The organism is Enterobacter wuhouensis (assembly GCF_035835995.1).
In the GTDB taxonomy this organism is placed as follows: domain Bacteria; phylum Pseudomonadota; class Gammaproteobacteria; order Enterobacterales; family Enterobacteriaceae; genus Enterobacter; species Enterobacter wuhouensis.
Genome location: NZ_CP142124.1, coordinates 1,197,709 through 1,217,749 on the forward strand (window position 1 = coordinate 1,197,709; position 20,041 = coordinate 1,217,749).

A 20,041-nucleotide genomic window follows, 5' to 3' on the forward strand; every position below is an offset into this window, starting at 1 on the left:
GTTGTAATCCTTAAACGTGAAAGAGAGAGAAGCCTATGTTCGGTGGAAAAGGCGGTCTGGGTGGCCTGATGAAGCAGGCTCAGCAGATGCAGGAAAAAATGCAGAAGATGCAGGAAGAGATCGCTCAGCTGGAAGTCACGGGTGAATCCGGTGCCGGCCTGGTGAAAGTGACCATCAACGGTGCGCACAACTGCCGCCGCGTGGAAATCGACCCAAGCCTGCTCGAAGACGACAAAGAGATGCTGGAAGATCTGGTTGCCGCCGCGTTTAACGATGCCGCGCGCCGTATCGACGAAACCCAGAAAGAGAAAATGGCCTCTGTTTCCAGCGGTATGCAGCTGCCGCCGGGCTTTAAGATGCCATTCTGATGCAAACCAGTCCGCTGCTCACGCAGTTAATGGAAGCACTGCGCTGCCTGCCGGGCGTTGGCCCGAAGTCGGCGCAGCGCATGGCGTTTACGCTATTACAGCGCGACCGCAGCGGCGGGATGCGCCTGGCGCAGGCTCTGACCCGCGCCATGTCAGAAATTGGTCACTGTGCGGACTGCCGTACCTTTACCGAGCAGGACGTGTGTAACATCTGCACGAACCCGCGCCGTCAGGAAAACGGCCAGATTTGCGTGGTAGAGAGTCCGGCGGACATCTACGCCATTGAGCAAACCGGGCAGTTTTCCGGCCGCTACTTCGTGCTGATGGGGCATCTTTCCCCGCTCGACGGCATCGGCCCGGATGATATCGGTCTTGACCGCCTTGAACAGCGTCTTGAGTCCGAGACCATCAAAGAGGTTATCCTCGCCACCAACCCGACGGTGGAAGGGGAGGCAACCGCCAACTATATCGCTGAACTGTGCTCGCAGTACGGCGTTGACGCCAGCCGCATCGCCCACGGCGTGCCGGTGGGCGGCGAGCTGGAAATGGTCGACGGCACCACGCTGTCGCACTCGCTGGCCGGGCGTCATAAGATTGTTTTCTGACCAAACGGAGGCTGCATTCGTGGCCTCCGCTTGAAAATCTCCCCCCTTATCCCCATCTCTCACTCAACGTTTTACAACCCCATTAAATGGCATTGTTGAGGTCGACTTAGATGAAAGGACAAGAAACCCGTGGTTTCCAGTCAGAAGTAAAACAGCTTCTGCACCTGATGATCCATTCCCTGTATTCCAACAAAGAAATCTTTCTGCGTGAGCTGATTTCCAACGCCTCGGACGCGGCGGACAAGCTGCGCTTCCGCGCGCTGTCCAACCCGGATCTGTACGAAGGCGACGGCGAGCTGCGCGTGCGCGTCTCGTTCAATAAAGAGAACCGCACCCTGACCATCGCCGATAACGGCATCGGGATGAACCGCGACGAGGTGATCGACCACCTCGGGACCATCGCCAAATCCGGCACCAAAGCGTTCCTCGAGTCCATGGGCTCTGACCAGGCGAAAGACAGCCAGCTGATCGGCCAGTTCGGCGTGGGCTTCTACTCGGCGTTCATCGTGGCGGATAAGGTCACCGTGCGCACCCGCGCGGCGGGCGACAGCGCCGAGAACGGCGTGTTCTGGGAGTCCAAAGGGGAAGGCGAGTACACCGTTGACGACATCACCAAAGCGGATCGCGGCACTGAGATCACCCTGCACCTGCGTGAAGGCGAAGACGATTTCCTGAACGACTGGCGAGTGCGCTCCATCATCAGCAAATATTCCGACCACATCGCGCTGCCGGTTGAGATTGAAAAACAGGAAGAACAGGACGGTGAAACCGTTGTCTCCTGGGAGAAAATCAACAAGGCGCAGGCGCTGTGGACGCGCAACAAGTCTGAAATTAAAGACGACGAATACAACGAATTCTATAAGCACATTGCCCACGACTTTACCGACCCGCTGACCTGGAGCCACAATCGCGTGGAAGGAAAGCAGGAGTACACCAGTCTGCTGTACATCCCGGCGCAGGCGCCGTGGGACATGTGGAACCGCGATCACAAGCACGGCCTGAAGCTGTACGTGCAGCGCGTGTTCATCATGGACGACGCCGAGCAGTTCATGCCGAACTACCTGCGCTTCACCCGCGGCCTGATCGACTCCAACGATCTGCCGCTGAACGTTTCGCGTGAAATTCTGCAGGACAGCACGGTGACCCGCAACCTGCGCAACGCGCTGACCAAGCGTACGCTGCAGATGCTGGAAAAACTGGCGAAAGACGATGCGGAAAAATATCAGACCTTCTGGAAACAGTTCGGCCTGGTGCTGAAAGAAGGCCCGGCAGAAGACACCGCGAACGTCGAAACCATCGCCAGGCTGCTGCGCTTTGCCTCTACGCATACCGACTCCTCCGCGCAGACCGTGTCGCTGGAAGAGTACGTCTCCCGCATGAAAGAAGGGCAGGAGAAGATCTACTACATCACCGCCGACAGTTACGCGGCGGCGAAGAGCAGCCCGCACCTGGAGCTGCTGCGTAAGAAAGGCATCGAAGTGCTGCTGCTTTCTGACCGCATCGACGAGTGGATGATGAACTACCTGACCGAGTTCGACGGTAAATCCTTCCAGTCCGTTGCCAAAGCCGACGAGTCCATCGACAAGCTGGCGGACGAAGTGGACGAAAGCGCGAAAGAGGCCGAGAAGGCGCTGGAGCCGTTCGTTGAGCGTGTGAAAACCCTGCTGGGCGAGCGCGTGAAAGAGGTGCGCTTCACGCACCGTCTGACCGATACGCCGGCGATTGTCACCACCGATGCCGACGAAATGGGCACCCAGATGGCGAAGCTGTTCGCGGCGGCGGGCCAGGCGATGCCGGAAGTGAAATATATCTTCGAGCTGAACCCGGATCACCCGCTGGTGAAACGCGCGGCGGATACCCAGGACGAAGCCCGCTTCGCCGAGTGGGTTGAGCTGCTGCTGGATCAGTCCCTGCTGGCCGAGCGCGGCACGCTGGAAGATCCTAACCTGTTCATTAAGCGTGTGAATGCGCTGCTGCTGGCGTAACTAAACACCTGCCCCTCACCCTGCCCTCTCCCCAAAGGGGAGAGGGTATTCAAATTCCCTCTCCCCTTTGGGGAGAGGGTTAGGGTGAGGGGGAACCAACCGCACTAACCCAAATTATCTCCCCCCTTAACCGTTTCAGCCTCCCCGCCTTCCTTGAGCCACGCCCGTTCTGGTGGTATTGTTTAGCGCTTTTGAAAAATTGAAACGACATTTGAGGGGATTTTCGCAATGCGTATTATTCTGCTTGGCGCTCCGGGCGCGGGTAAAGGAACTCAGGCTCAGTTCATCATGGAGAAATACGGTATTCCGCAAATCTCTACCGGTGACATGCTGCGTGCCGCTGTGAAATCTGGCTCCGAGCTGGGCAAACAGGCGAAGGACATCATGGACGCGGGCAAGCTGGTGACTGACGAGCTGGTTATCGCCCTGGTAAAAGAACGCATCACTCAGGAAGATTGCCGCAACGGTTTCCTGCTGGACGGTTTCCCGCGCACCATTCCTCAGGCTGACGCCATGAAAGAAGCGGGCATCAACGTGGACTACGTTCTGGAGTTCGACGTGCCGGACGAGCTGATCGTTGACCGTATCGTTGGCCGTCGCGTACACGCTGCCTCAGGCCGCGTTTACCACATCAAATTCAACCCGCCTAAGGTTGAAGGCAAAGACGACGTGACCGGCGAAGAGCTGACCACCCGTAAAGACGATCAGGAAGAGACCGTGCGTAAGCGCCTGGTGGAATACCATCAGATGACCGCGCCGCTGATCGGCTACTACTCCAAAGAAGCGCAGGCGGGTAACACCAAATACGCCAAAGTTGACGGCACCCAGGCCGTGGCTGACGTACGTGCAGAGCTGGAAAAAATCCTCGGCTAATGCACTCTTCTCACCCGGTTTCTCCGGGTGAGAAAAATTCTCATTTTTCCTTTCACTGCAATTGGTTCCGTTTAAACGCATTTCCGCTACAATTGACAACCTATCAAATGGTTAAGAGGCGTGAATGAGTCAGGCGAAAACCGGCATCCTGCTTGCCAATCTGGGCACTCCAGAAGCACCCACTCCAGACGCGGTAAAACGCTACCTGCGACAATTTTTAAGCGACACGCGCGTTGTGGATACCCCGAGACTGCTGTGGTGGCCGCTGCTGCGTGGCGTCATTCTGCCGATTCGTTCTCCGCGCGTGGCAAAACTCTACCAGTCCGTCTGGATGGAAGAGGGCTCGCCGCTGATGGTGTACAGCCGCCGCCAGGAAAAAGCGCTGGCTGCCCGCCTGCCTGATATGCCCGTCGCGCTCGGCATGAGCTACGGTAAACCTTCGCTGGAAAGCGCGGTGGAAAACCTGCTCGCGCAGGGCGTTGACCACATCGTGGTGCTGGCGCTCTATCCACAGTATTCGTGCTCCACGGTGGCTGCCGTGTGGGACGAGCTGGCGCGTATTCTGAAGACGCGACGCCGCATTCCTGCGGTGACCTTTATTCGCGACTACGCGGATAACGATCTGTACATCAAGGCGCTCGCCAGCAGCGCGCGCGCGTCGTTTGAAAAGCACGGCGAGCCGGATCTGCTCCTGCTCTCCTATCACGGCATTCCGCAGCGTTTCGCCAATGAAGGTGACGACTACCCGCAGCGCTGCCGCGATACCACGCGCGAGCTGGTCTCTGCCCTTGGACTGCCGCCGGAGAAGGTGATGATGACCTTCCAGTCTCGCTTTGGCCGCGAGCCATGGCTCACGCCGTATACTGACGAAACCCTCAAAATGCTGGGCGAGAAGGGCGTGAAGCATATTCAGGTCATGTCGCCGGGCTTCTCGGCAGACTGCCTGGAAACGCTGGAAGAAATTGCCGTACAAAATAAAGAGTTCTTCCTCGAGGCGGGCGGAACAAAGTACGAGTACATTCCGGCACTTAACGACTCCCCTGAGCATATCGACATGATGGTCTCGCTGGTGACGAAAAGCCGCTGATCGCGCTTGAGGCCGGGTTTGTGCTACCATTCCCGGCCCATAATCCTTGCACAGTTCAGACCATGAAATTTCCCGGTAAACGTAAATCTAAACACTACTTCCCCGTCAACGCTCGCGATCCGCTCCTGCAGCAAATCCAGCCGGAAAACGAAACCAGCGCCGCGTGGGTGGTGGGTATCGACCAGACGCTGGTGGATATTGAAGCCAAAGTGGACGATGCGTTTGTCGCGCGTTACGGTCTGAGCGCCGGGCATTCGCTGGTGATTGAGGACGACGTTGCCGAAGCGCTGTATCAGGAGCTGGTGCGCGAAAACCTGATTACCCATCAGTTCGCCGGTGGCACCATCGGCAATACCATGCACAACTACTCCGTGCTGGCAGACGACCGCTCGGTGCTGCTGGGCGTGATGTGCAGCAATATCGAAATCGGCGGCTACGCCTACCGCTATCTCTGCAACACCTCCAGCCGTACCGATCTGAACTACCTGCAGGGCGTCGACGGGCCGATTGGCCGCTGCTTTACGCTGATCGGTGAGTCCGGCGAGCGTACCTTTGCCATCAGCCCGGGCCATATGAACAAGCTGCGCGCCGAGAGCATCCCGGAAGCGGTGATCGCGGGCGCCTCTGCGCTGGTGCTGACCTCCTATCTGGTGCGCTGCAAGCCGGGCGAGCCGATGCCGGAAGCGACCATGAAGGCGATTGAGTATGCGAAAAAATATGACGTACCCGTTGTCCTGACGCTGGGCACCAAATTTGTTATCGCCGATAACCCGGAGTGGTGGCAGGCCTTCCTGAAGGAGCACGTTTCGATTCTGGCGATGAACGAAGAAGAGGCCGAAGCGCTGACCGGCGAAAGCGATCCGCTCCTGGCGTCCGATAAAGCGCTGGACTGGGTGGATCTGGTGCTCTGCACCGCCGGGCCGGTGGGCCTGTATATGGCGGGCTTCACGGAAGAAGAGAGCAAGCGCAAAACCCAGCATCCGCTGCTGCCGGGGGCGATTGCCGAGTTCAACCAGTACGAGTTCAGCCGCGGTATGCGCCATAAAGACTGCACCAACCCGCTGCGCATTTACTCCCACATCGCGCCATACATGGGCGGGCCGGAGAAGATCATGAACACCAACGGCGCGGGCGACGGCGCGCTGGCGGCGCTGCTGCACGACATCACCGCCAATGCCTACCACAAAACCAACGTGCCGAACTCCAGCAAGCACACGTTTAGCTGGCTGACCTATTCGTCGCTGGCGCAGGTATGTAAGTACGCGAACCGCGTGAGCTATCAGGTGCTGAACCAGCACTCCCCGCGCTTAACGCGTGGCCTGCCGGAACGGGAAGACAGCCTCGAAGAGGCGTATTGGGATCGTTGATTGCTAAAAGAAAACCCCTCACCCTAACCCTCTCCCCTATGGGGAGAGGGCTGGGGTGAGGGGACCAGGCCGCACCAAAATTAACCCGTCACCGCCTCTTCAACCGGCGGTTTCTCCAGCAGCGTCAGCATAGTATTCGCAATCTCACGCTCGCCCATTACCACCTGATTCGCGCCGCGCTCGGTAATGTACTCCACCTCGTCGTCATAGTGCGCCCGGGCGATAATCTCAATCGTTGGACATTTCTCGCGCGCGGAAGCCACAATCTCACCGGCTTCATAGCCGTTCGGGATGGTCAGCAGCAGCCAGCGGGCGCAGTCGAGGTGTGCAAGATTCATAATCTCTTCGTTCGCTGCATTACCCAGCACCGCGCGAATGCCGCGCTCGCGAAGCTCGTCGACGCGGGTGCGCGATGTTTCTATCACCACCAGCGGAATGCCCTGCGCCATCAGCTTCTCACCGAGCAGGCTCCCCACGCGGCCAAAGCCGACCAGCAGCGCGTGGTTGCAGATATCCACCGGGATCTGCTTCTCTTCCTCCGTCGCCTCTTCCAGCGTCAGCTCTTCGAGCGTTTCGGTTTTATCGAGGTATTTTTCCAGCAGGGCAAACAGCACCGGGTTTAGCATGATGGAGAGGATCGCCCCCGCCAGCACCAGGTTTTGTCCGGCCTGAGGGAGCAGATTCAGCGCCATACCCAGGCCCGCCAGGATAAACGCGAACTCACCAATCTGTGCCAGGCTGGCGGCGATAGTCAGCGCCGTACGCGGCGAGTGGCCGAACATACGCACCAGGAAGAAGGCCGCCGCCGATTTACCAAAGATGATGATCGCCAGCGTGCCCAGCACCGCCAGCGGCTGATGGATCAGCACCATCGGGTCAAACAGCATTCCGACGGAGACAAAGAACAGCACGGCGAACGCGTCGCGCAGCGGCAGGGTGTCGTGCGCGGCGCGGTGGCTTAGCTCGGACTCGTTCAGCACCATCCCGGCAAAGAACGCGCCCAGCGCGAAGGAAACATCGAACAGCTCAACGGCGCCAAAGGCGATGCCCAGCGCCAGAGCAAGAACGGAGAGCGTAAACAGCTCGCGGGAGCCCGTCGCCGCGCTGCGGGACATGATCCACGGCACCAGGCGGCGACCCACCAGCATCATGATGGCGATAAAGGCCACGACTTTACCGATGGTGATACTCATGTCAAGCGCCAGCGAGGCAAAGCCGACGTTGTTTTTTTCCATCATGCCGGCGACGGCAGGCAGCAGAACCAGCGTCAACACCATCACCAGATCTTCAACTATCAGCCAGCCAATCGCGATTTGTCCTCGCTGGCTGTCTATCAGCTGTCTCTCTTCAAGCGCGCGCAGCAGCACCACGGTACTGGCGGTTGAAAGACACAGCCCAAACACGATGCCGGTCATCAGTGACCAGCCCAGCATCGCTGAAAGCGCCATCCCCAGCAGCGTCGCCACCCCTATCTGGGCGATCGCACCCGGTATGGCGATCGACTTTACCGCCATCAGGTCCTTAAGGGAAAAATGCAGGCCCACGCCAAACATCAGCAGAATCACGCCCAATTCCGCCAGTTCAGGAGCCAGTTTGGTATCCGCCACGAAACCCGGCGTGAAAGGACCCGCCAGAACACCCGCTAACAAATAGCCGACAAGAGGAGAAATACGCAGTTTGTTGGCAATCATGCCAAGGATAAAAGCAAGCACAAGTCCACCAACAATGGTGGTGATAAGCGGTGTGGCGTGGTGCATTCCGTCTCCTTTCGCGGTGAGTGTTCCATTTTTGGTGTGAATACCAAAAAGCCGATTAATAGTTTATGACAATTTTCAGGCTTATGTTTATGAATAATTGTTGAAGTTTGAATAAAACGGCAATATGGATGCAAAAAAGCAGGATATGACAAAATCGGCAAGGGTAAGAAGACGAAACCCTTATGGTATGAGGGGGAGGGGCCGCCAAAGTTTAACTTTGGCGGCCTGTAAATCATGCTTTGTGACGGTTGTCAGGCAGGAATATGGTCAACATCCCCAGAAGTGGCAGGAAAGCACAGATTTTATAGACCAGGAAAATGCTGGTGTGGTCCGCAACCATCCCCAACACCGCGGCGCCAAGGCCACCCATACCGAAGGCAAAACCGAAAAAGAGGCCGGAAACCATACCGATACGCCCGGGCAGCAGCTCCTGCGCGTAGACCAGGATAGCCGAGAAGGCAGACGCGAGGATGAAACCAATGATAACGGTTAAAATCCCCGTCCATTCAAGGGTTGCGTACGGCAAAATGAGGGTAAACGGCGCTACGCCGAGGATCGAGCCCCAAATGACATATTTACGCCCAATTTTATCGCCCACTGGCCCGCCAATAACCGTGCCTGCCGCCACCGCAAAGAGGAAGGCAAACAGGTGAAACTGGGCGTTTTGTACCGATAATCCGAATTTTTGCATCAGGTAAAAGGTGTAATAGCTGCTGATGCTCACCATATAGAAATATTTCGAGAATATCAGCACCAGGAGCACGCTTACGGCCAGGATAACCTTGTTGCGGGGAAGGGGATTGATAACCTTCGCTACAGGTTTGCCCTTATTCACGCGGTGCTGCGCAGCGTACCAGCGGCTGATCTGCGCCAGCACCACGATCGCCAGCAGGGCGGCCAGCACAAACCACGCCACGTTGCCTTTACCGTACGGGGCGATGATCACCGCCGCCAGCAGCGGGCCGAGGGAGCTACCGAAGTTACCGCCCACCTGGAACAGGGACTGCGCCAGCCCGTGCTGTCCGCCGGAGGCCATGCGCGCCACGCGTGACGACTCCGGGTGGAACACCGACGAACCCGTTCCCACCAGCGCGGCGGCGACCAGCACCGCTTCAAAGCTGCCCGCCATTGCCAGCAGCACCAGCCCGCTTAGGGTAAAGCACATGCCAATCGGCAGCGACCACGGCATCGGGTATTTGTCCGTCCAGTAGCCCACCACCGGCTGCAGCAGCGAGGAGGCCAGCTGGAAGGTCAGGGTGATCATCCCGATCTGCACGAAGGTTAACGAGAACTCAGACTGCAGCAGCGGGTAAATTGCCAGGATCAGCGACTGGATCATGTCGTTGAGCAGGTGAGACAGACTGATTGCGCCTAATACTTTAAATGAGGTGCGCGATTTTGGCGGCGACGCCGGAGCGCCCGAAACGGGCTGGGTTGATTCACTGATTGCCATAAATACCACGTCGTTTTGTTATTAGAAATGCAGGGTGTAATTATTATCCAACTAACATACCCGTCCGCGACATTTGAAGAAAGTCGCAATTCTGAAAACATATTTGTCTATTCTTGTGAGTCACTGTAATTTTTGCGTTTGTCTATTGGTCAGGGAGAGAGATGATGAAGTTAATGAAGCGTGGCGTCGCGCTGGCGTTGATAGCGGCCTGGGGGATGATGAGTTCACCTGCGCAGGCGTATGAAAAAGATAAAACCTATAAAATCACCATTCTGCATACCAACGATCACCACGGCCATTTCTGGCGCAGTGAATACGGTGAATATGGGCTGTCGGCGCAAAAAACGCTGGTGGACGGTATTCGCAAAGAGGTCGCCGCAGAAGGCGGCAGCGTGCTGATGCTGTCCGGAGGCGATATTAATACCGGCGTGCCGGAATCCGATTTGCAGGATGCCGAGCCTGACTTTCGCGGTATGAACTTAATTGGCTATGACGCGATGGCCGTTGGCAACCATGAGTTCGACAACCCGCTGAGCGTGCTGCGCCAGCAGGAAAAGTGGTCCAAATTCCCGTTCCTCTCCGCCAATATTTATCAAAAAAGCACCGGGGAGCGTCTGTTTAAGCCATGGGCGCTGTTTAAGCGTCAGGACCTCAAAATTGCGGTCATTGGTTTAACCACCGACGACACGGCAAAAATTGGCAACCCTGAATTCTTTACCGATATCGAATTCCGCAAACCGGCAGACGAAGCGAAGCTGGTGATCCAGGAATTGCAGCAGAACGAAAAGCCGGACGTGATTATCGCCACTACCCATATGGGCCACTACGATAACGGCGAGCACGGCTCCAACGCGCCGGGAGACGTGGAGATGGCGCGCAGCCTGCCGGCAGGCTCGCTGGCGATGATTGTGGGCGGTCACTCACAAGATCCGGTGTGCATGGCGTCTGAGAATAAAAAGCAGGTGGATTACGTGCCTGGCACGCCGTGCGCGCCGGATCGTCAGAACGGTATCTGGATTGTCCAGGCCCACGAGTGGGGGAAATACGTCGGCCGTGCCGATTTCGAGTTCCGCAACGGCGAGATGAAGCTGGTGCACTATCAGCTTATTCCGGTCAACCTGAAGAAGAAAGTGACCTACCCGGACGGGAAAAGCGAGCGCGTACTTTACACGCCTGAGATCCCTGAGAATCAGCAGATGCTCTCCCTGCTGACGCCGTTCCAGAGCAAGGGCAAGGCCCAGCTGGACGTGAAGATCGGGACGCTGAACGGTAGACTGGAAGGGGATCGCAGCAAGGTGCGCTTCGTGCAGACCAATATGGGCCACCTGGTGCTGGCGGCGCAAATGGCGCGCACCGGTGCGGACTTTGGCGTGATGAGCGGCGGCGGCATTCGTGATTCCATCGAAGGCGGGAACATCACCTACAAGGACGTGCTCAAGGTGCAGCCGTTCGGCAACGTGGTGGTGTATGCGGACATGAGCGGTAAAGAGGTTATTGAGTACCTCACCGCCGTCGCGCAGATGAAGCCGGACTCGGGTGCCTATCCGCAGTTTGCCAACGTTAGCTTTAACGCAAAAGAGGGCAAGCTTAACGATCTGAAGATCAAGGGCGAACCGGTTGACCCGGCTAAAACGTACCGTCTGGCAACGTTAAGCTTTAACGCCACCGGCGGCGACGGTTATCCGCATATCGATAACAAACCGGGCTATGTGAATACCGGCTTTATCGACGCGGAAGTGCTGAAACAGTATATCCAGCAGAATTCACCGATTGACGTGAATGCCTATGAGCCGAAGGGTGAGGTGAGCTGGCAGTAGTGCGGGTTGTTGTTTTGCCCGGTGGCGCTGCGCTTACCGGGCCTACGGGTGCAAAATGTAGGCCGGGTAAGGCGTAGCCGCCACCCGGCTTTTCTTTTACTCCCGGCGCGCAATATCCGCAAATTTCGCGTCCAGCATTTCCGCCAGATCGTCTGCGGCCAGCTCAATATCCAGCCCGCGCTTGCCGCCCGAAATATAGATCGTCTCAAACTCCTGTGAAGGCGCATCGATCAGCGTCGGCAGGCGTTTTTTCTGCCCGAGCGGGCTGATGCCGCCGACCAGATACCCGGTGGTGCGTTGCGCAACCATCGGATCGGCCATATCGACCTTTTTTGCTCCCAGCGCTTTCGCGACCTTTTTCAGATCCAACTGCCCGGCAACGGGCGTGACCGCGACGGCGAGATGCTTCATATCCCCGTTTACCGCCACCAGCAGCGTTTTGTAGACCCGATCGGCGTTTAGCCCCAGCTTGCGCACCACTTCGTCACCAAAGTTGGTTTCATTCGGATCGTGATCGTAAGTGTGGATCCGGAAGGAAATGTTGTTTTTTTCGAGTAATTTAACGGCGGGAGTCATAGCTACCCTTCTTGCGACAGACAATTCATGCCAACAGCATACGCCTGACGTTTGTCTAAAAAATAGCACCATCTTGCGCAATAGTATTGGCAGTGATGGTCACTTTGAGCGACAATCGGCTCAACCGAAGGTCTCCTTCGGCATAATAAAAACGATGAAATTCCTCTTTGACGGGCCAATAGAAATATTGGCCATTTTTTTATTTCAGCAGCGACGGCAAATTCCCTTCTCCGTACAAATGTAACGCGCCAACGGCCACAACGTAATATCCAGCAGGCAGAGCGTGCAGCGTCTCTCGCCAGGCTTTGTTGCGCTCGTTCATCAGCACGTCATACAACGATTCACTGAACGTCGACGGTAGCGCCAGCTTACCGTCCGTCGGCGGGGCATTCAGCCACCAGCCGATCATGGTTTGCAGCAGCCGCGCGTTGGTGTGCCAGTGGGTCAGCGTGTCATCCAGCAGCATCAGGCCGTCGTCGGGAAGCTGGCGAAGCAGGGCTATCTGGCTATCGGTGCCTTCCAGCTCGATGATGGGCATGCTGCGCGCCCTCGCCGCATTCAACAGCTGGTAATCGATGCCGTAATCGCCGCGCAAGCCAAGACGCTGCGCCTGCGTGGCCTGTAACACCATCGCAATCTGCCAGAGCGGCAGAGTATCCAGCATGGAGAGGGACACGCCAACCTCATCGGCGAGGCGCGTCAGCTCGGTGAACTGCTGCTCATTCAGCCGCTCGGCCAGAGGACGATCGCTTTCAAGCCCGGCAAAGGGCGAGTCGTGACCTGAGATATCCGCTTCGACGACCAGCGCATCGGCGCTCTTCAGGCGTTTTACCAGGCCGGGTGGCAGGGGAGACATATCCTGCGTGCCCATATGGATGCTGCCGACCAGATGGAGATGCTGTCCACCGGGTAGCGAAATATCCATACCGGGCCAGGTATAGCGGCGAGGGAAAAGGGCGCGAAACGACGCTTTTATACGATTAAACAGGCTCATACGCGCTCCATGACCGGAAAGGTTCATGCTAGCGCGTGGGGAAGGGGGGCGCAATAGGCGAACGCCGTCAGGTTTCGTAGGCCTGATAATCGCAGCGCCATCAGGCAAAAAAAGCCGGGTGGCGCTGCGCTTACCCGGCCTACTTCTGGCATTCTACGCTTTCGGTTTAAACCGCAGCAGACGGTTGGCGTTGCTCACCACGGTGATGGAGGAGAGCGCCATCGCGGCCCCCGCGACTACCGGGTTCAGCAGCGTGCCGGTCAGCGGCCACAAAATCCCGGCGGCAATGGGGATGCCAAACGCGTTGTAGATGAACGCCCCCAGCAGGTTCTGCTTCATGTTGCGCAACGTGGCTTTCGAAATGGCCAGCGCATCCGCAACGCCCATCAGGCTGTGGCGCATCAGGGTAATGGCCGCCGTTTCAATGGCCACATCGCTCCCGCCGCCCATGGCAATACCCACCTCAGCCTGCGCCAGCGCCGGGGCGTCGTTGATCCCGTCGCCGATCATCGCCACCTGACGACCCTGGCTTTGCAGGTTCTTGATAGCGTCGGCTTTGCCATCCGGCAGCACGCCAGCGATCACTTCATCAATGCCCGCCTCTTTGGCAATGGCGTTGGCGGTAGTGGGGTTATCCCCGGTCAGCATCACCAGGCGATAGCCCGCGCGATGCAGGCGTTTCAACGCATCAACGCTGTCCTGTCTAAGCGGGTCGCGAACGGCCAGCAGCGCGGCGGCTTTGCCGTCAACGGCGAGCAGAACCGGCGTAGCGCCCTGCGAGGCCTGAGCGTTCAGCTCGTGTTCAAGCGCCGAGGTATCAACACCGTTTTCATTCAGCAGCGCCTGATTGCCCAGCAGCAGCGTGTGGCCCTCGGCTTCACCGCTGACGCCGAGCCCGTGCAGGGTGCGGAAGTTGCTCACCTGCGGCAGAGTCACTTCACTGGCTTTGTCAAGAATGGCGCGGGCCAGCGGGTGGCTGGACCCTTGCTCCAGCGCGGCGGCAAGGCGCAGCGCGTCAGCCTCAGAGAAGTCGAGAGCGTGCACCGCCACGACCTGCGGTTTGCCTTCGGTCAGCGTACCCGTTTTATCAAACAACAGCGTGTCGAGGGTGCTGGCCCGCTGCAGCGCGTCGGCATCCCGCACCAGTACGCCAAATTCGGCCGCGCGGCCTACCCCGGAGATAATCGACATCGGCGTCGCCAGGCCAAGGGCACACGGACAGGCGATAATCAGCACCGTGGTGGCAATCACCAGGGTGTAGACAATCTGCGGTGCCGGGCCGAAGAAATACCAGATGGCCGCGCTCAGCAGGGCGATACAGACCACGACGGGAACAAAAATAGCGGAGATTTTATCGGCGAGCTGGCCGATCTCCGGCTTGCTGCTCTGCGCCTGGCGCACCATGCGGATGATACGCGACAGCGTCGTGTGGCTGCCGACGGCGCTGGCGGTAAACAGCACGCTGCCGTCCTGCACCACCGTACCGGCATGAACGGCGTCGCCGTCTGATTTCTGCTGAGGGATAGGCTCGCCGGTCAGCATCGCTTCATCCAGCCAGGCTTCGCCCTGGGTTATCTTACCGTCAACCGGAACGCGGTCGCCCGTCGTCAGGCGCAGCGTCATGCCGGGCTGGACGTCCGCCAGCGGGACGCTTTTCTCCCCCTCGTCCGTGACCACGCGGGCCGTCGGCGGGGTTAAATCGAGCAATCTTTCCAGCGCTTTCGAGGAGCGCTGACGGGCGCGGGCTTCCAGCATATGGCCCAGGTTAATCAGGCCGATAATCATCGCGCTCGCTTCATAGTAGAGGTGCCGCGCCTCCATCGGGAACCACTGGGGCCAGACGTTCACGCTCATGGAATAGAGCCACGCCGCGCCCGTTCCGAGCGCCACCAGGGTGTCCATCGTCGCGGTGCGGTTTTTCAGGCTCTTCCAGGCGCTGGTATAGAAATGCCCGCCGGCAAAGACCATCACCGCCAGCGTAATGACGCCAATTGCCAGCCACAGCGTGCGGTTGTCGTCGGTGACCATCATGTTGTCGCCAATCATGCCCCACACCATCACAGGGATACCGACCAGCAGGGCGACGATCGCCTGCCAGCGGAAGCGCTTCATGGTGGCGATAGCCGTTTCCTGCTGGCGCTCGCGGCGTTTGGCATCATCTTCGATGGCCTCCGCCCCGTAGCCCGCTTTCTCAACCGCCTGCACTAAATCTGCGGCGGAGGCACTGCCCATCACCAGCGCGGTGCGCTCCGCAAGATTGACCCGTGCCTGCGCGACGCCCGGTACGGCCTGCAAGGCGTTTTGTACCCGGGAGACGCAGCTGGCGCAGCTCATGCCGTTGATCAGCAGCTGTTGGCTGTCGTCAATGTCATCCGCTGCCGGAAGCTCAGGAGTGGCCGCTGTCAGCGCTTCCGACGGGGATGATGACTCTGCCAGCGGTTTAGCCTTTGGGTGGCTTAACTCCGCCCCGTAACCGGCCTGCTTGATGGTATCGATCAGCGCGTCGGCGCTGGCGCTGCCGGTCACGGCGGCACGATCGATAGTCACGTCAGCGCTTTCAACGTCAGGGCGCTGTTCCAGGCTTTCTTTAACGCGTTTGACACAGTGGCCGCAGGAGAGGCCGTCCAGCGTCAGGTCTATAGTGTGAGACATAACAAAACTCCCGTATAATGAACTGGTCAGTAGTTGACCGGAGTAACGCTTTTCGCTAACTGTTATGAAGGTTAAACCTTCCATCAAGGGGAAGGTCAAGGGGGAAATGTGAATATCAGTGATGTTGCGAAAAAAACCGGGTTAACCAGCAAAGCTATTCGCTTTTATGAAGAGAAAGGGCTGGTCACGCCGCCGCTGCGCAGCGAAAACGGCTACCGCAGCTACACGCAGCTGCATCTTGATGAACTGACGCTTCTGCGCCAGGCAAGGCAGGTGGGGTTTAATCTGGAAGAGTGCGGCGAGCTGGTTAACCTGTTCAACGATCCGAAGCGCCACAGCGCCGACGTGAAAAAGCGCACGCTGGAAAAAGTGGCGGAGATCGAACGCCACATTGTCGAACTACAGGCGATGCGCGAGCAGCTCCTGGGGCTGGCGGCATCATGTCCGGGAGATGACAGCGCCGATTGCCCGATTATCGACAACCTTTCTGGCTGCTGTCACCGTAAGGCGCATGCTTAACAGGCCTTAACCCGCAGGGTAATGCCTTCCACCGCAATGACTTCAACCTGCGTTCCGGCGCTGAGGTTGTCGTCAGCCACGACGGGCCACGAGCTGTCGCCCACGCGCATGTGCCCGCGCCCGTTGACCAGCGTAGTATCCAGCGTAAAGCGCTTGCCGACGATCTGCTGTCCGCGCTGGTTAAGGTGTGCGTCTGCGGGCGTCTGTTCCTTAACCCGTTTGTTCAGCCAGCGCCACCAGAGCCACGCCGCCACCAGCGTCAGGACGGCAAACAGCGCGCCCTGCCACGCCCACTCCAGCGGCAGGATCCAGACCAGAAGCCCGGTAATCACTGCGGCGATACCGCTCCACAGCAGGTAGCCGTTGCCGCCCAGCATCTCCGCCGCCAGCAATAAGCCGCCGAGGCTTAGCCAGAAGGCATGAGGATGTGCAACGATCAGCTCAATCATTTTTTGCGCTCGTTCCCGCTGTCTTTGATTAATTCCGCAATGCCCGCGATGGAGCCCATCAGGCTGCTGGCCTCCAGCGGCATCATCACCACTTTGCTGTTGTTCGCAGAGCCGATCTCTTTCAGCGCGTCGGTATATTTTTGCGCGACAAAGTAGTTCACGGCCTGGATATCACCGGCGGCAATCGCCTCGGAGACCATCTGGGTGGCGCGGGCTTCCGCCTCGGCTGAACGTTCACGCGCTTCGGCCTGTAAGAATGCGGACTGACGATCGCCCTCTGCCTTCAGGATCTGCGACTGCTTTTCACCTTCTGCCTTGAGGATCTCGGCCTGACGCACCCCTTCGGCTTCCAGAATATAGGCACGCTTGGTTCGCTCGGCCTTCATCTGGGCGTTCATGGAGGCGATCAGCTCCGCCGGCGGACGCACGTCGCGGATCTCAATGCGGGTGACCTTGATCCCCCACGGATTCGTCGCTTCATCGACAATGTGCAGCAGGCGGGTGTTAATGCTGTCGCGCTGGGAAAGCATCTCGTCCAGCTCCATCGAGCCGAGCACCGTTCGAATATTGGTCATGGTGAGGTTGACGATGGCCAGCTCGAGGTTGCTCACCTCATAGGCCGCTTTTGGCGCATCGATGACCTGAATAAAGCAGACCGCGTCGATGGTAACGTTGGCGTTGTCCTTGGAGATAATTTCCTGAGAAGGGATATCCAGTACCTGTTCCATCATGTTGATCTTGCGACCAATTCTGTCCATGAACGGCACGATCAGGCTTAATCCCGGCTGCAGCGTGTTGGTGTATCGACCGAAACGCTCTACGGTCCACTGATAGCCCTGCGGGACAATTTTGACACCCGCGCCCACGATGACCAGCGCGACGAAAATAAGGACAGGAATAACGATGAGCATAAAAACCTCCTGTTTTGCATGCTGTGATAAGAAAATCCGCGTGTTTGTTAGCCGTAAGTATATCGGCTATTGGGGGGAAATTCGCCCCTGTAAAGAGGTGGGAAACAGACTCTCGGGAAATAAGCAGCCCCGCAGAAAGCGGGGCAGGAAAAAAGGTTATTTATAATGGAAGGTAAAGTCTGCAATAAGCGTATCTTCACCGGCGTCCGCAATCGCTTTAGAGAGACTTTGGTAGTATGCCTCAAGCCCGATTTCATCTACGTGCTGCAGCTGTTCCCGGATTGGCGCACAAAAGAGCGCCGAATTGCCCGCGCCCACGCGCTTATTGTTGGGGGGAAGCTGGCCTGTAATGCCCTTAAACCAGGTACGGACCGCTCCTTTGAGCGATGTAGGGGCTTCATTCATTGATTCGTAGCCGGTCAGGACCTGCAGGGTCGGGAAACGATCGGCGTTTACGGCCTCTTTCAGTCGGCTATAGAATTGACCGAAGAGTTCGAAAGACTGAAGGTCCGTAACGCGGGGTTTGGTTGTTTTCCCCTGAATATTTCCGCTTCTTTTGTGCACCGGCTGCGCTGCTGCCGCTGACATCTTGCCGAGCTGCAGGTCAAAGAGGAGATTTGCATGCTCGCGTCTTTTCTTTACGTCAGGGAAACGTTCGATAAAAGCATGAATGAACTCTGGCGTGACCAGATCGGCAAAGTCATGGTTAACTAACCATTGGCCTCGGGCAAACTCACCCGGATCCTGAAACCAGGCCGGAACTTGCCCTGGTTCAAACTCTTTAACATTCCCTTTGCTATCAACTTCAACAAAGCGAGCGCCATTATCAAAGGCAAAACGGCAATTTTTAAGCTGGATAACGGGTTTCATCTTCAGCAGACCGTTGACGAACCTGACCAGCTCTCCGCCAAAGACAAATGCCGTAACAGATTCAGAAGCAATAGCCGCAAGAAGCTGGTCTATTGTTTTTACCCCGGGTTCAAGCGCGGAAAACTCATAAAAAGTGTGATTATTAGACATTCTGGTACTTCCTTATTGTGCTGCGCGCAGAGTTTAACACCACTTTAACGAAGGTTCTAAACCCTGGGTGCGGAACTGCCAGCGTGGTCACACTGTAAACTGTAAAGATAAACTGTAAAATGTGTTCAATAAGTGATGCGTTAAAAGGGAACAGAGATGAACAATAAAACGAAGCTCTTGCAGGCTAAGGACGTTGGCTTTCATGTCGGTGGTAATATCATCCTTCAGCACGTGGATATAAGCCTCTCACCGGGTGAATTCAAACTCATCACGGGCCCCTCGGGCTGCGGTAAAAGCACGTTACTGAAGATTGTGGCCTCGCTGCTCAGCCCGACGGAAGGCACCATTATGTTTGAAGGAAAAGATATCGCGACGCTTTCGCCGGAACGCTATCGCCAGCAGGTCTCCTACTGTGTGCAAACGCCTTCCCTGTTTGGCGAGACGGTTTACGACAACCTGATTTTCCCGTGGCAGATCCGCGAAAAAACGCCGGAGCCGGAAGCGTTCATTGCCGATCTCGCCCGCTTTGGCCTGCCCCAGGAAACGCTCACCAAATCCATTCACGAGCTGTCGGGCGGAGAAAAACAGCGCGTGTCGCTGATCCGCAACCTGCAGTTTCTGCCGAAGGTGCTGCTCCTCGACGAGATCACCAGCGCGCTGGACGACGACAATAAACGCAACGTTAACGACATCATTCATCGCTACGCGCGGGAGCAGAACATCGCTGTGCTGTGGGTGACGCACGACGCAAATGAAATTACCCATGCGGATGATGTCATCAGGCTGGCGCCGCAGGGTGGGAAAATGCAGGAGGCACACCGTGGGTGAACATAATATAACTAACGAATCGCTGGCGCTGTCGATGGTGCTGGTATTGGTCGCAATCGTGGTGAGCTACCGGGAAAAGCTGGGGCTGGAGAAAGATATCCTGTGGAGCATCTGCCGCGCGGTAATCCAGCTCATCATCGTTGGCTATGTGCTCAAGTATATTTTCAACGTCAACCATGCGGTGCTAACGCTGCTGATGGTGCTCTTTATCTGCTTCAATGCGGCCTGGAACGCGCAGAAGCGCAGTAAATACATCGATAAAGCATTCGTTTCATCGTTTATTGCCATCACCACCGGAACGGCGCTTACGCTGGCTGTGCTGGTTCTCTCGGGCTCTATTGAATTTACCCCGATGCAGGTGATTCCGATCTCCGGGATGATCGCCGGCAACGCGATGGTGGCCGTGGGGCTGTGCTACAACAATCTGGGGCAGCGATTTAGCAGCGAACAGCAGCAGCTGCAGGAGAAGCTGAGCCTTGGGGCAACGCCGAAGGTGGCCTCTGCGCGGCTGATCCGCGAAAGCATCCGTTCGTCGCTGATCCCAACGGTGGATTCGGCGAAAACGGTAGGGCTGGTGAGCTTGCCGGGGATGATGTCGGGGCTGATTTTTGCCGGTATCGATCCGGTGAAAGCGATTAAGTATCAGATCATGGTGACCTTTATGCTGCTCTCTACGGCCAGCCTGTCGACAATTATTGCCTGCTATTTAACCTACCGGAAGTTTTACAACTCGCGTCACCAGCTGGTGGTGACGCAGTTGAAAAACGTGCGGTGATTGTG

General features: G+C 57.4%; 18 protein-coding genes. 10 read left to right on the forward strand and 8 right to left on the reverse strand.

The features are described from left to right. Positions 1-35 precede the first annotated feature (35 nt). The 6 genes from VPX56_RS05720 (at position 36) to VPX56_RS05745 (ending at position 6,285) form a co-directional block, all read left to right on the forward strand. Positions 36-368: a YbaB/EbfC family nucleoid-associated protein gene (locus VPX56_RS05720; RefSeq protein WP_003858972.1), complete on the forward strand. Its 333-nt coding sequence runs from the start codon at positions 36-38 to the stop codon at positions 366-368. Beyond that, a complete protein-coding gene (recR, locus tag VPX56_RS05725; RefSeq protein ID WP_059346267.1) occupies positions 368-973 on the forward strand; it encodes a recombination mediator RecR in 606 nt (201 codons plus the stop codon). The genes VPX56_RS05720 and recR overlap by 1 nt, the downstream gene beginning before the upstream one ends. Before the next feature lie 110 nt (positions 974-1,083). Further along, positions 1,084-2,958 (forward strand): molecular chaperone HtpG, encoded by a 1,875-nt coding sequence (gene htpG / locus VPX56_RS05730; RefSeq protein WP_263610809.1) that lies wholly within the window; start codon positions 1,084-1,086, stop codon positions 2,956-2,958. A 228-nt stretch (positions 2,959-3,186) separates the two neighbouring features. Beyond that, entirely contained in the window at positions 3,187-3,831 is a 645-nt protein-coding gene (gene adk / locus VPX56_RS05735) for an adenylate kinase (protein ID WP_259389109.1), read from the forward strand. A 124-nt stretch (positions 3,832-3,955) separates the two neighbouring features. Continuing rightward, positions 3,956-4,918: a ferrochelatase gene (hemH, locus tag VPX56_RS05740; protein WP_326470418.1), complete on the forward strand. Its 963-nt coding sequence runs from the start codon at positions 3,956-3,958 to the stop codon at positions 4,916-4,918. Between the two features lie 62 nt (positions 4,919-4,980). Then, entirely contained in the window at positions 4,981-6,285 is a 1,305-nt protein-coding gene (locus VPX56_RS05745; protein ID WP_131633229.1) for an inosine/guanosine kinase, read from the forward strand. 80 nt (positions 6,286-6,365) lie between these two features. On the opposite strand, the gene ybaL is transcribed toward VPX56_RS05745, so the two are convergent. Both ybaL and VPX56_RS05755 read right to left on the reverse strand, forming a co-directional pair. Next, entirely contained in the window at positions 6,366-8,042 is a 1,677-nt protein-coding gene (gene ybaL, locus VPX56_RS05750; protein WP_326470420.1) for a YbaL family putative K(+) efflux transporter, read from the reverse strand. A gap of 232 nt (positions 8,043-8,274) precedes the next feature. Then, complete coding sequence (locus VPX56_RS05755) at positions 8,275-9,495, reverse strand: MFS transporter (protein ID WP_326470422.1); 1,221 nt, start codon at positions 9,493-9,495, stop codon at positions 8,275-8,277. A 164-nt stretch (positions 9,496-9,659) separates the two neighbouring features. On the opposite strand from VPX56_RS05755, the gene ushA reads away from it, so the two are divergent. Further along, positions 9,660-11,312 carry a bifunctional UDP-sugar hydrolase/5'-nucleotidase UshA gene (gene ushA / locus VPX56_RS05760; protein WP_326471965.1) on the forward strand — a complete coding sequence of 551 codons (1,653 nt, stop codon included), beginning with the start codon at positions 9,660-9,662 and terminating at the stop codon, positions 11,310-11,312. Positions 11,313-11,408: 96 nt separating this feature from the next. Here ushA and ybaK read toward each other — a convergent pair whose 3' ends face one another. The 3 genes from ybaK to copA form a co-directional block, all read right to left on the reverse strand. Further along, positions 11,409-11,888, reverse strand: a complete 480-nt coding sequence (ybaK, locus tag VPX56_RS05765; protein WP_131633226.1) for a Cys-tRNA(Pro)/Cys-tRNA(Cys) deacylase YbaK — start codon at positions 11,886-11,888, stop codon at positions 11,409-11,411. A 199-nt stretch (positions 11,889-12,087) separates the two neighbouring features. Then, positions 12,088-12,882, reverse strand: a complete 795-nt coding sequence (locus VPX56_RS05770; protein WP_131633225.1) for a TraB/GumN family protein — start codon at positions 12,880-12,882, stop codon at positions 12,088-12,090. A gap of 153 nt (positions 12,883-13,035) precedes the next feature. Continuing rightward, positions 13,036-15,534 carry a copper-exporting P-type ATPase CopA gene (gene copA / locus VPX56_RS05775; protein WP_326470427.1) on the reverse strand — a complete coding sequence of 833 codons (2,499 nt, stop codon included), beginning with the start codon at positions 15,532-15,534 and terminating at the stop codon, positions 13,036-13,038. Between the two features lie 108 nt (positions 15,535-15,642). Here copA and cueR point away from each other — a divergent pair, with 108 nt between their 5' ends. After that, positions 15,643-16,053, forward strand: coding sequence for a Cu(I)-responsive transcriptional regulator (gene cueR, locus VPX56_RS05780; protein WP_131633223.1), 411 nt, complete (start codon positions 15,643-15,645; stop codon positions 16,051-16,053). Here cueR and VPX56_RS05785 read toward each other — a convergent pair. From VPX56_RS05785 to VPX56_RS05795, 3 genes are all read right to left on the reverse strand, one after another. After that, positions 16,050-16,502 carry an NfeD family protein gene (locus VPX56_RS05785; protein WP_131633222.1) on the reverse strand — a complete coding sequence of 151 codons (453 nt, stop codon included), beginning with the start codon at positions 16,500-16,502 and terminating at the stop codon, positions 16,050-16,052. The two genes, cueR and VPX56_RS05785, sit on opposite strands and share 4 nt — an antisense overlap. Next, complete coding sequence (locus VPX56_RS05790) at positions 16,499-17,413, reverse strand: SPFH domain-containing protein (RefSeq protein WP_131633221.1); 915 nt, start codon at positions 17,411-17,413, stop codon at positions 16,499-16,501. The genes VPX56_RS05785 and VPX56_RS05790 overlap by 4 nt, the downstream gene beginning before the upstream one ends. Before the next feature lie 156 nt (positions 17,414-17,569). Beyond that, complete coding sequence (locus tag VPX56_RS05795) at positions 17,570-18,433, reverse strand: hypothetical protein (protein WP_131633220.1); 864 nt, start codon at positions 18,431-18,433, stop codon at positions 17,570-17,572. Between the two features lie 156 nt (positions 18,434-18,589). Here VPX56_RS05795 and fetA point away from each other — a divergent pair, with 156 nt between their 5' ends. Beyond that, positions 18,590-19,261, forward strand: a complete 672-nt coding sequence (fetA, locus tag VPX56_RS05800; protein ID WP_131633219.1) for an iron efflux ABC transporter ATP-binding subunit FetA — start codon at positions 18,590-18,592, stop codon at positions 19,259-19,261. After that, positions 19,254-20,036, forward strand: a complete 783-nt coding sequence (fetB, locus tag VPX56_RS05805) for an iron efflux ABC transporter permease subunit FetB (RefSeq protein ID WP_326470433.1) — start codon at positions 19,254-19,256, stop codon at positions 20,034-20,036. The genes fetA and fetB overlap by 8 nt, the downstream gene beginning before the upstream one ends. The last annotated feature ends 5 nt before the right edge of the window (positions 20,037-20,041 follow it).

Excerpts from the sequence above, each read along its gene's own strand:
- ushA (WP_326471965.1), top strand. The coding sequence starts at position 9,660 with ATGAAGTTAATGAAGCGTGGCGTCGCGCTGGCGTTGATAGCGGCCTGG.
- VPX56_RS05745 (WP_131633229.1), top strand. The coding sequence starts at position 4,981 with ATGAAATTTCCCGGTAAACGTAAATCTAAACACTACTTCCCCGTCAAC.
- htpG (WP_263610809.1), top strand. The coding sequence starts at position 1,084 with ATGAAAGGACAAGAAACCCGTGGTTTCCAGTCAGAAGTAAAACAGCTT.
- adk (WP_259389109.1), top strand. The coding sequence starts at position 3,187 with ATGCGTATTATTCTGCTTGGCGCTCCGGGCGCGGGTAAAGGAACTCAG.
- VPX56_RS05795 (WP_131633220.1), bottom strand. The coding sequence starts at position 18,433 with ATGTCTAATAATCACACTTTTTATGAGTTTTCCGCGCTTGAACCCGGG.
- copA (WP_326470427.1), bottom strand. The coding sequence starts at position 15,534 with ATGTCTCACACTATAGACCTGACGCTGGACGGCCTCTCCTGCGGCCAC.
- VPX56_RS05755 (WP_326470422.1), bottom strand. The coding sequence starts at position 9,495 with ATGGCAATCAGTGAATCAACCCAGCCCGTTTCGGGCGCTCCGGCGTCG.
- ybaK (WP_131633226.1), bottom strand. The coding sequence starts at position 11,888 with ATGACTCCCGCCGTTAAATTACTCGAAAAAAACAACATTTCCTTCCGG.
- fetA (WP_131633219.1), top strand. The coding sequence starts at position 18,590 with ATGAACAATAAAACGAAGCTCTTGCAGGCTAAGGACGTTGGCTTTCAT.
- recR (WP_059346267.1), top strand. The coding sequence starts at position 368 with ATGCAAACCAGTCCGCTGCTCACGCAGTTAATGGAAGCACTGCGCTGC.
- hemH (WP_326470418.1), top strand. The coding sequence starts at position 3,956 with ATGAGTCAGGCGAAAACCGGCATCCTGCTTGCCAATCTGGGCACTCCA.
- VPX56_RS05720 (WP_003858972.1), top strand. The coding sequence starts at position 36 with ATGTTCGGTGGAAAAGGCGGTCTGGGTGGCCTGATGAAGCAGGCTCAG.
- ybaL (WP_326470420.1), bottom strand. The coding sequence starts at position 8,042 with ATGCACCACGCCACACCGCTTATCACCACCATTGTTGGTGGACTTGTG.
- VPX56_RS05785 (WP_131633222.1), bottom strand. The coding sequence starts at position 16,502 with ATGATTGAGCTGATCGTTGCACATCCTCATGCCTTCTGGCTAAGCCTC.
- VPX56_RS05770 (WP_131633225.1), bottom strand. The coding sequence starts at position 12,882 with ATGAGCCTGTTTAATCGTATAAAAGCGTCGTTTCGCGCCCTTTTCCCT.
- VPX56_RS05790 (WP_131633221.1), bottom strand. The coding sequence starts at position 17,413 with ATGCTCATCGTTATTCCTGTCCTTATTTTCGTCGCGCTGGTCATCGTG.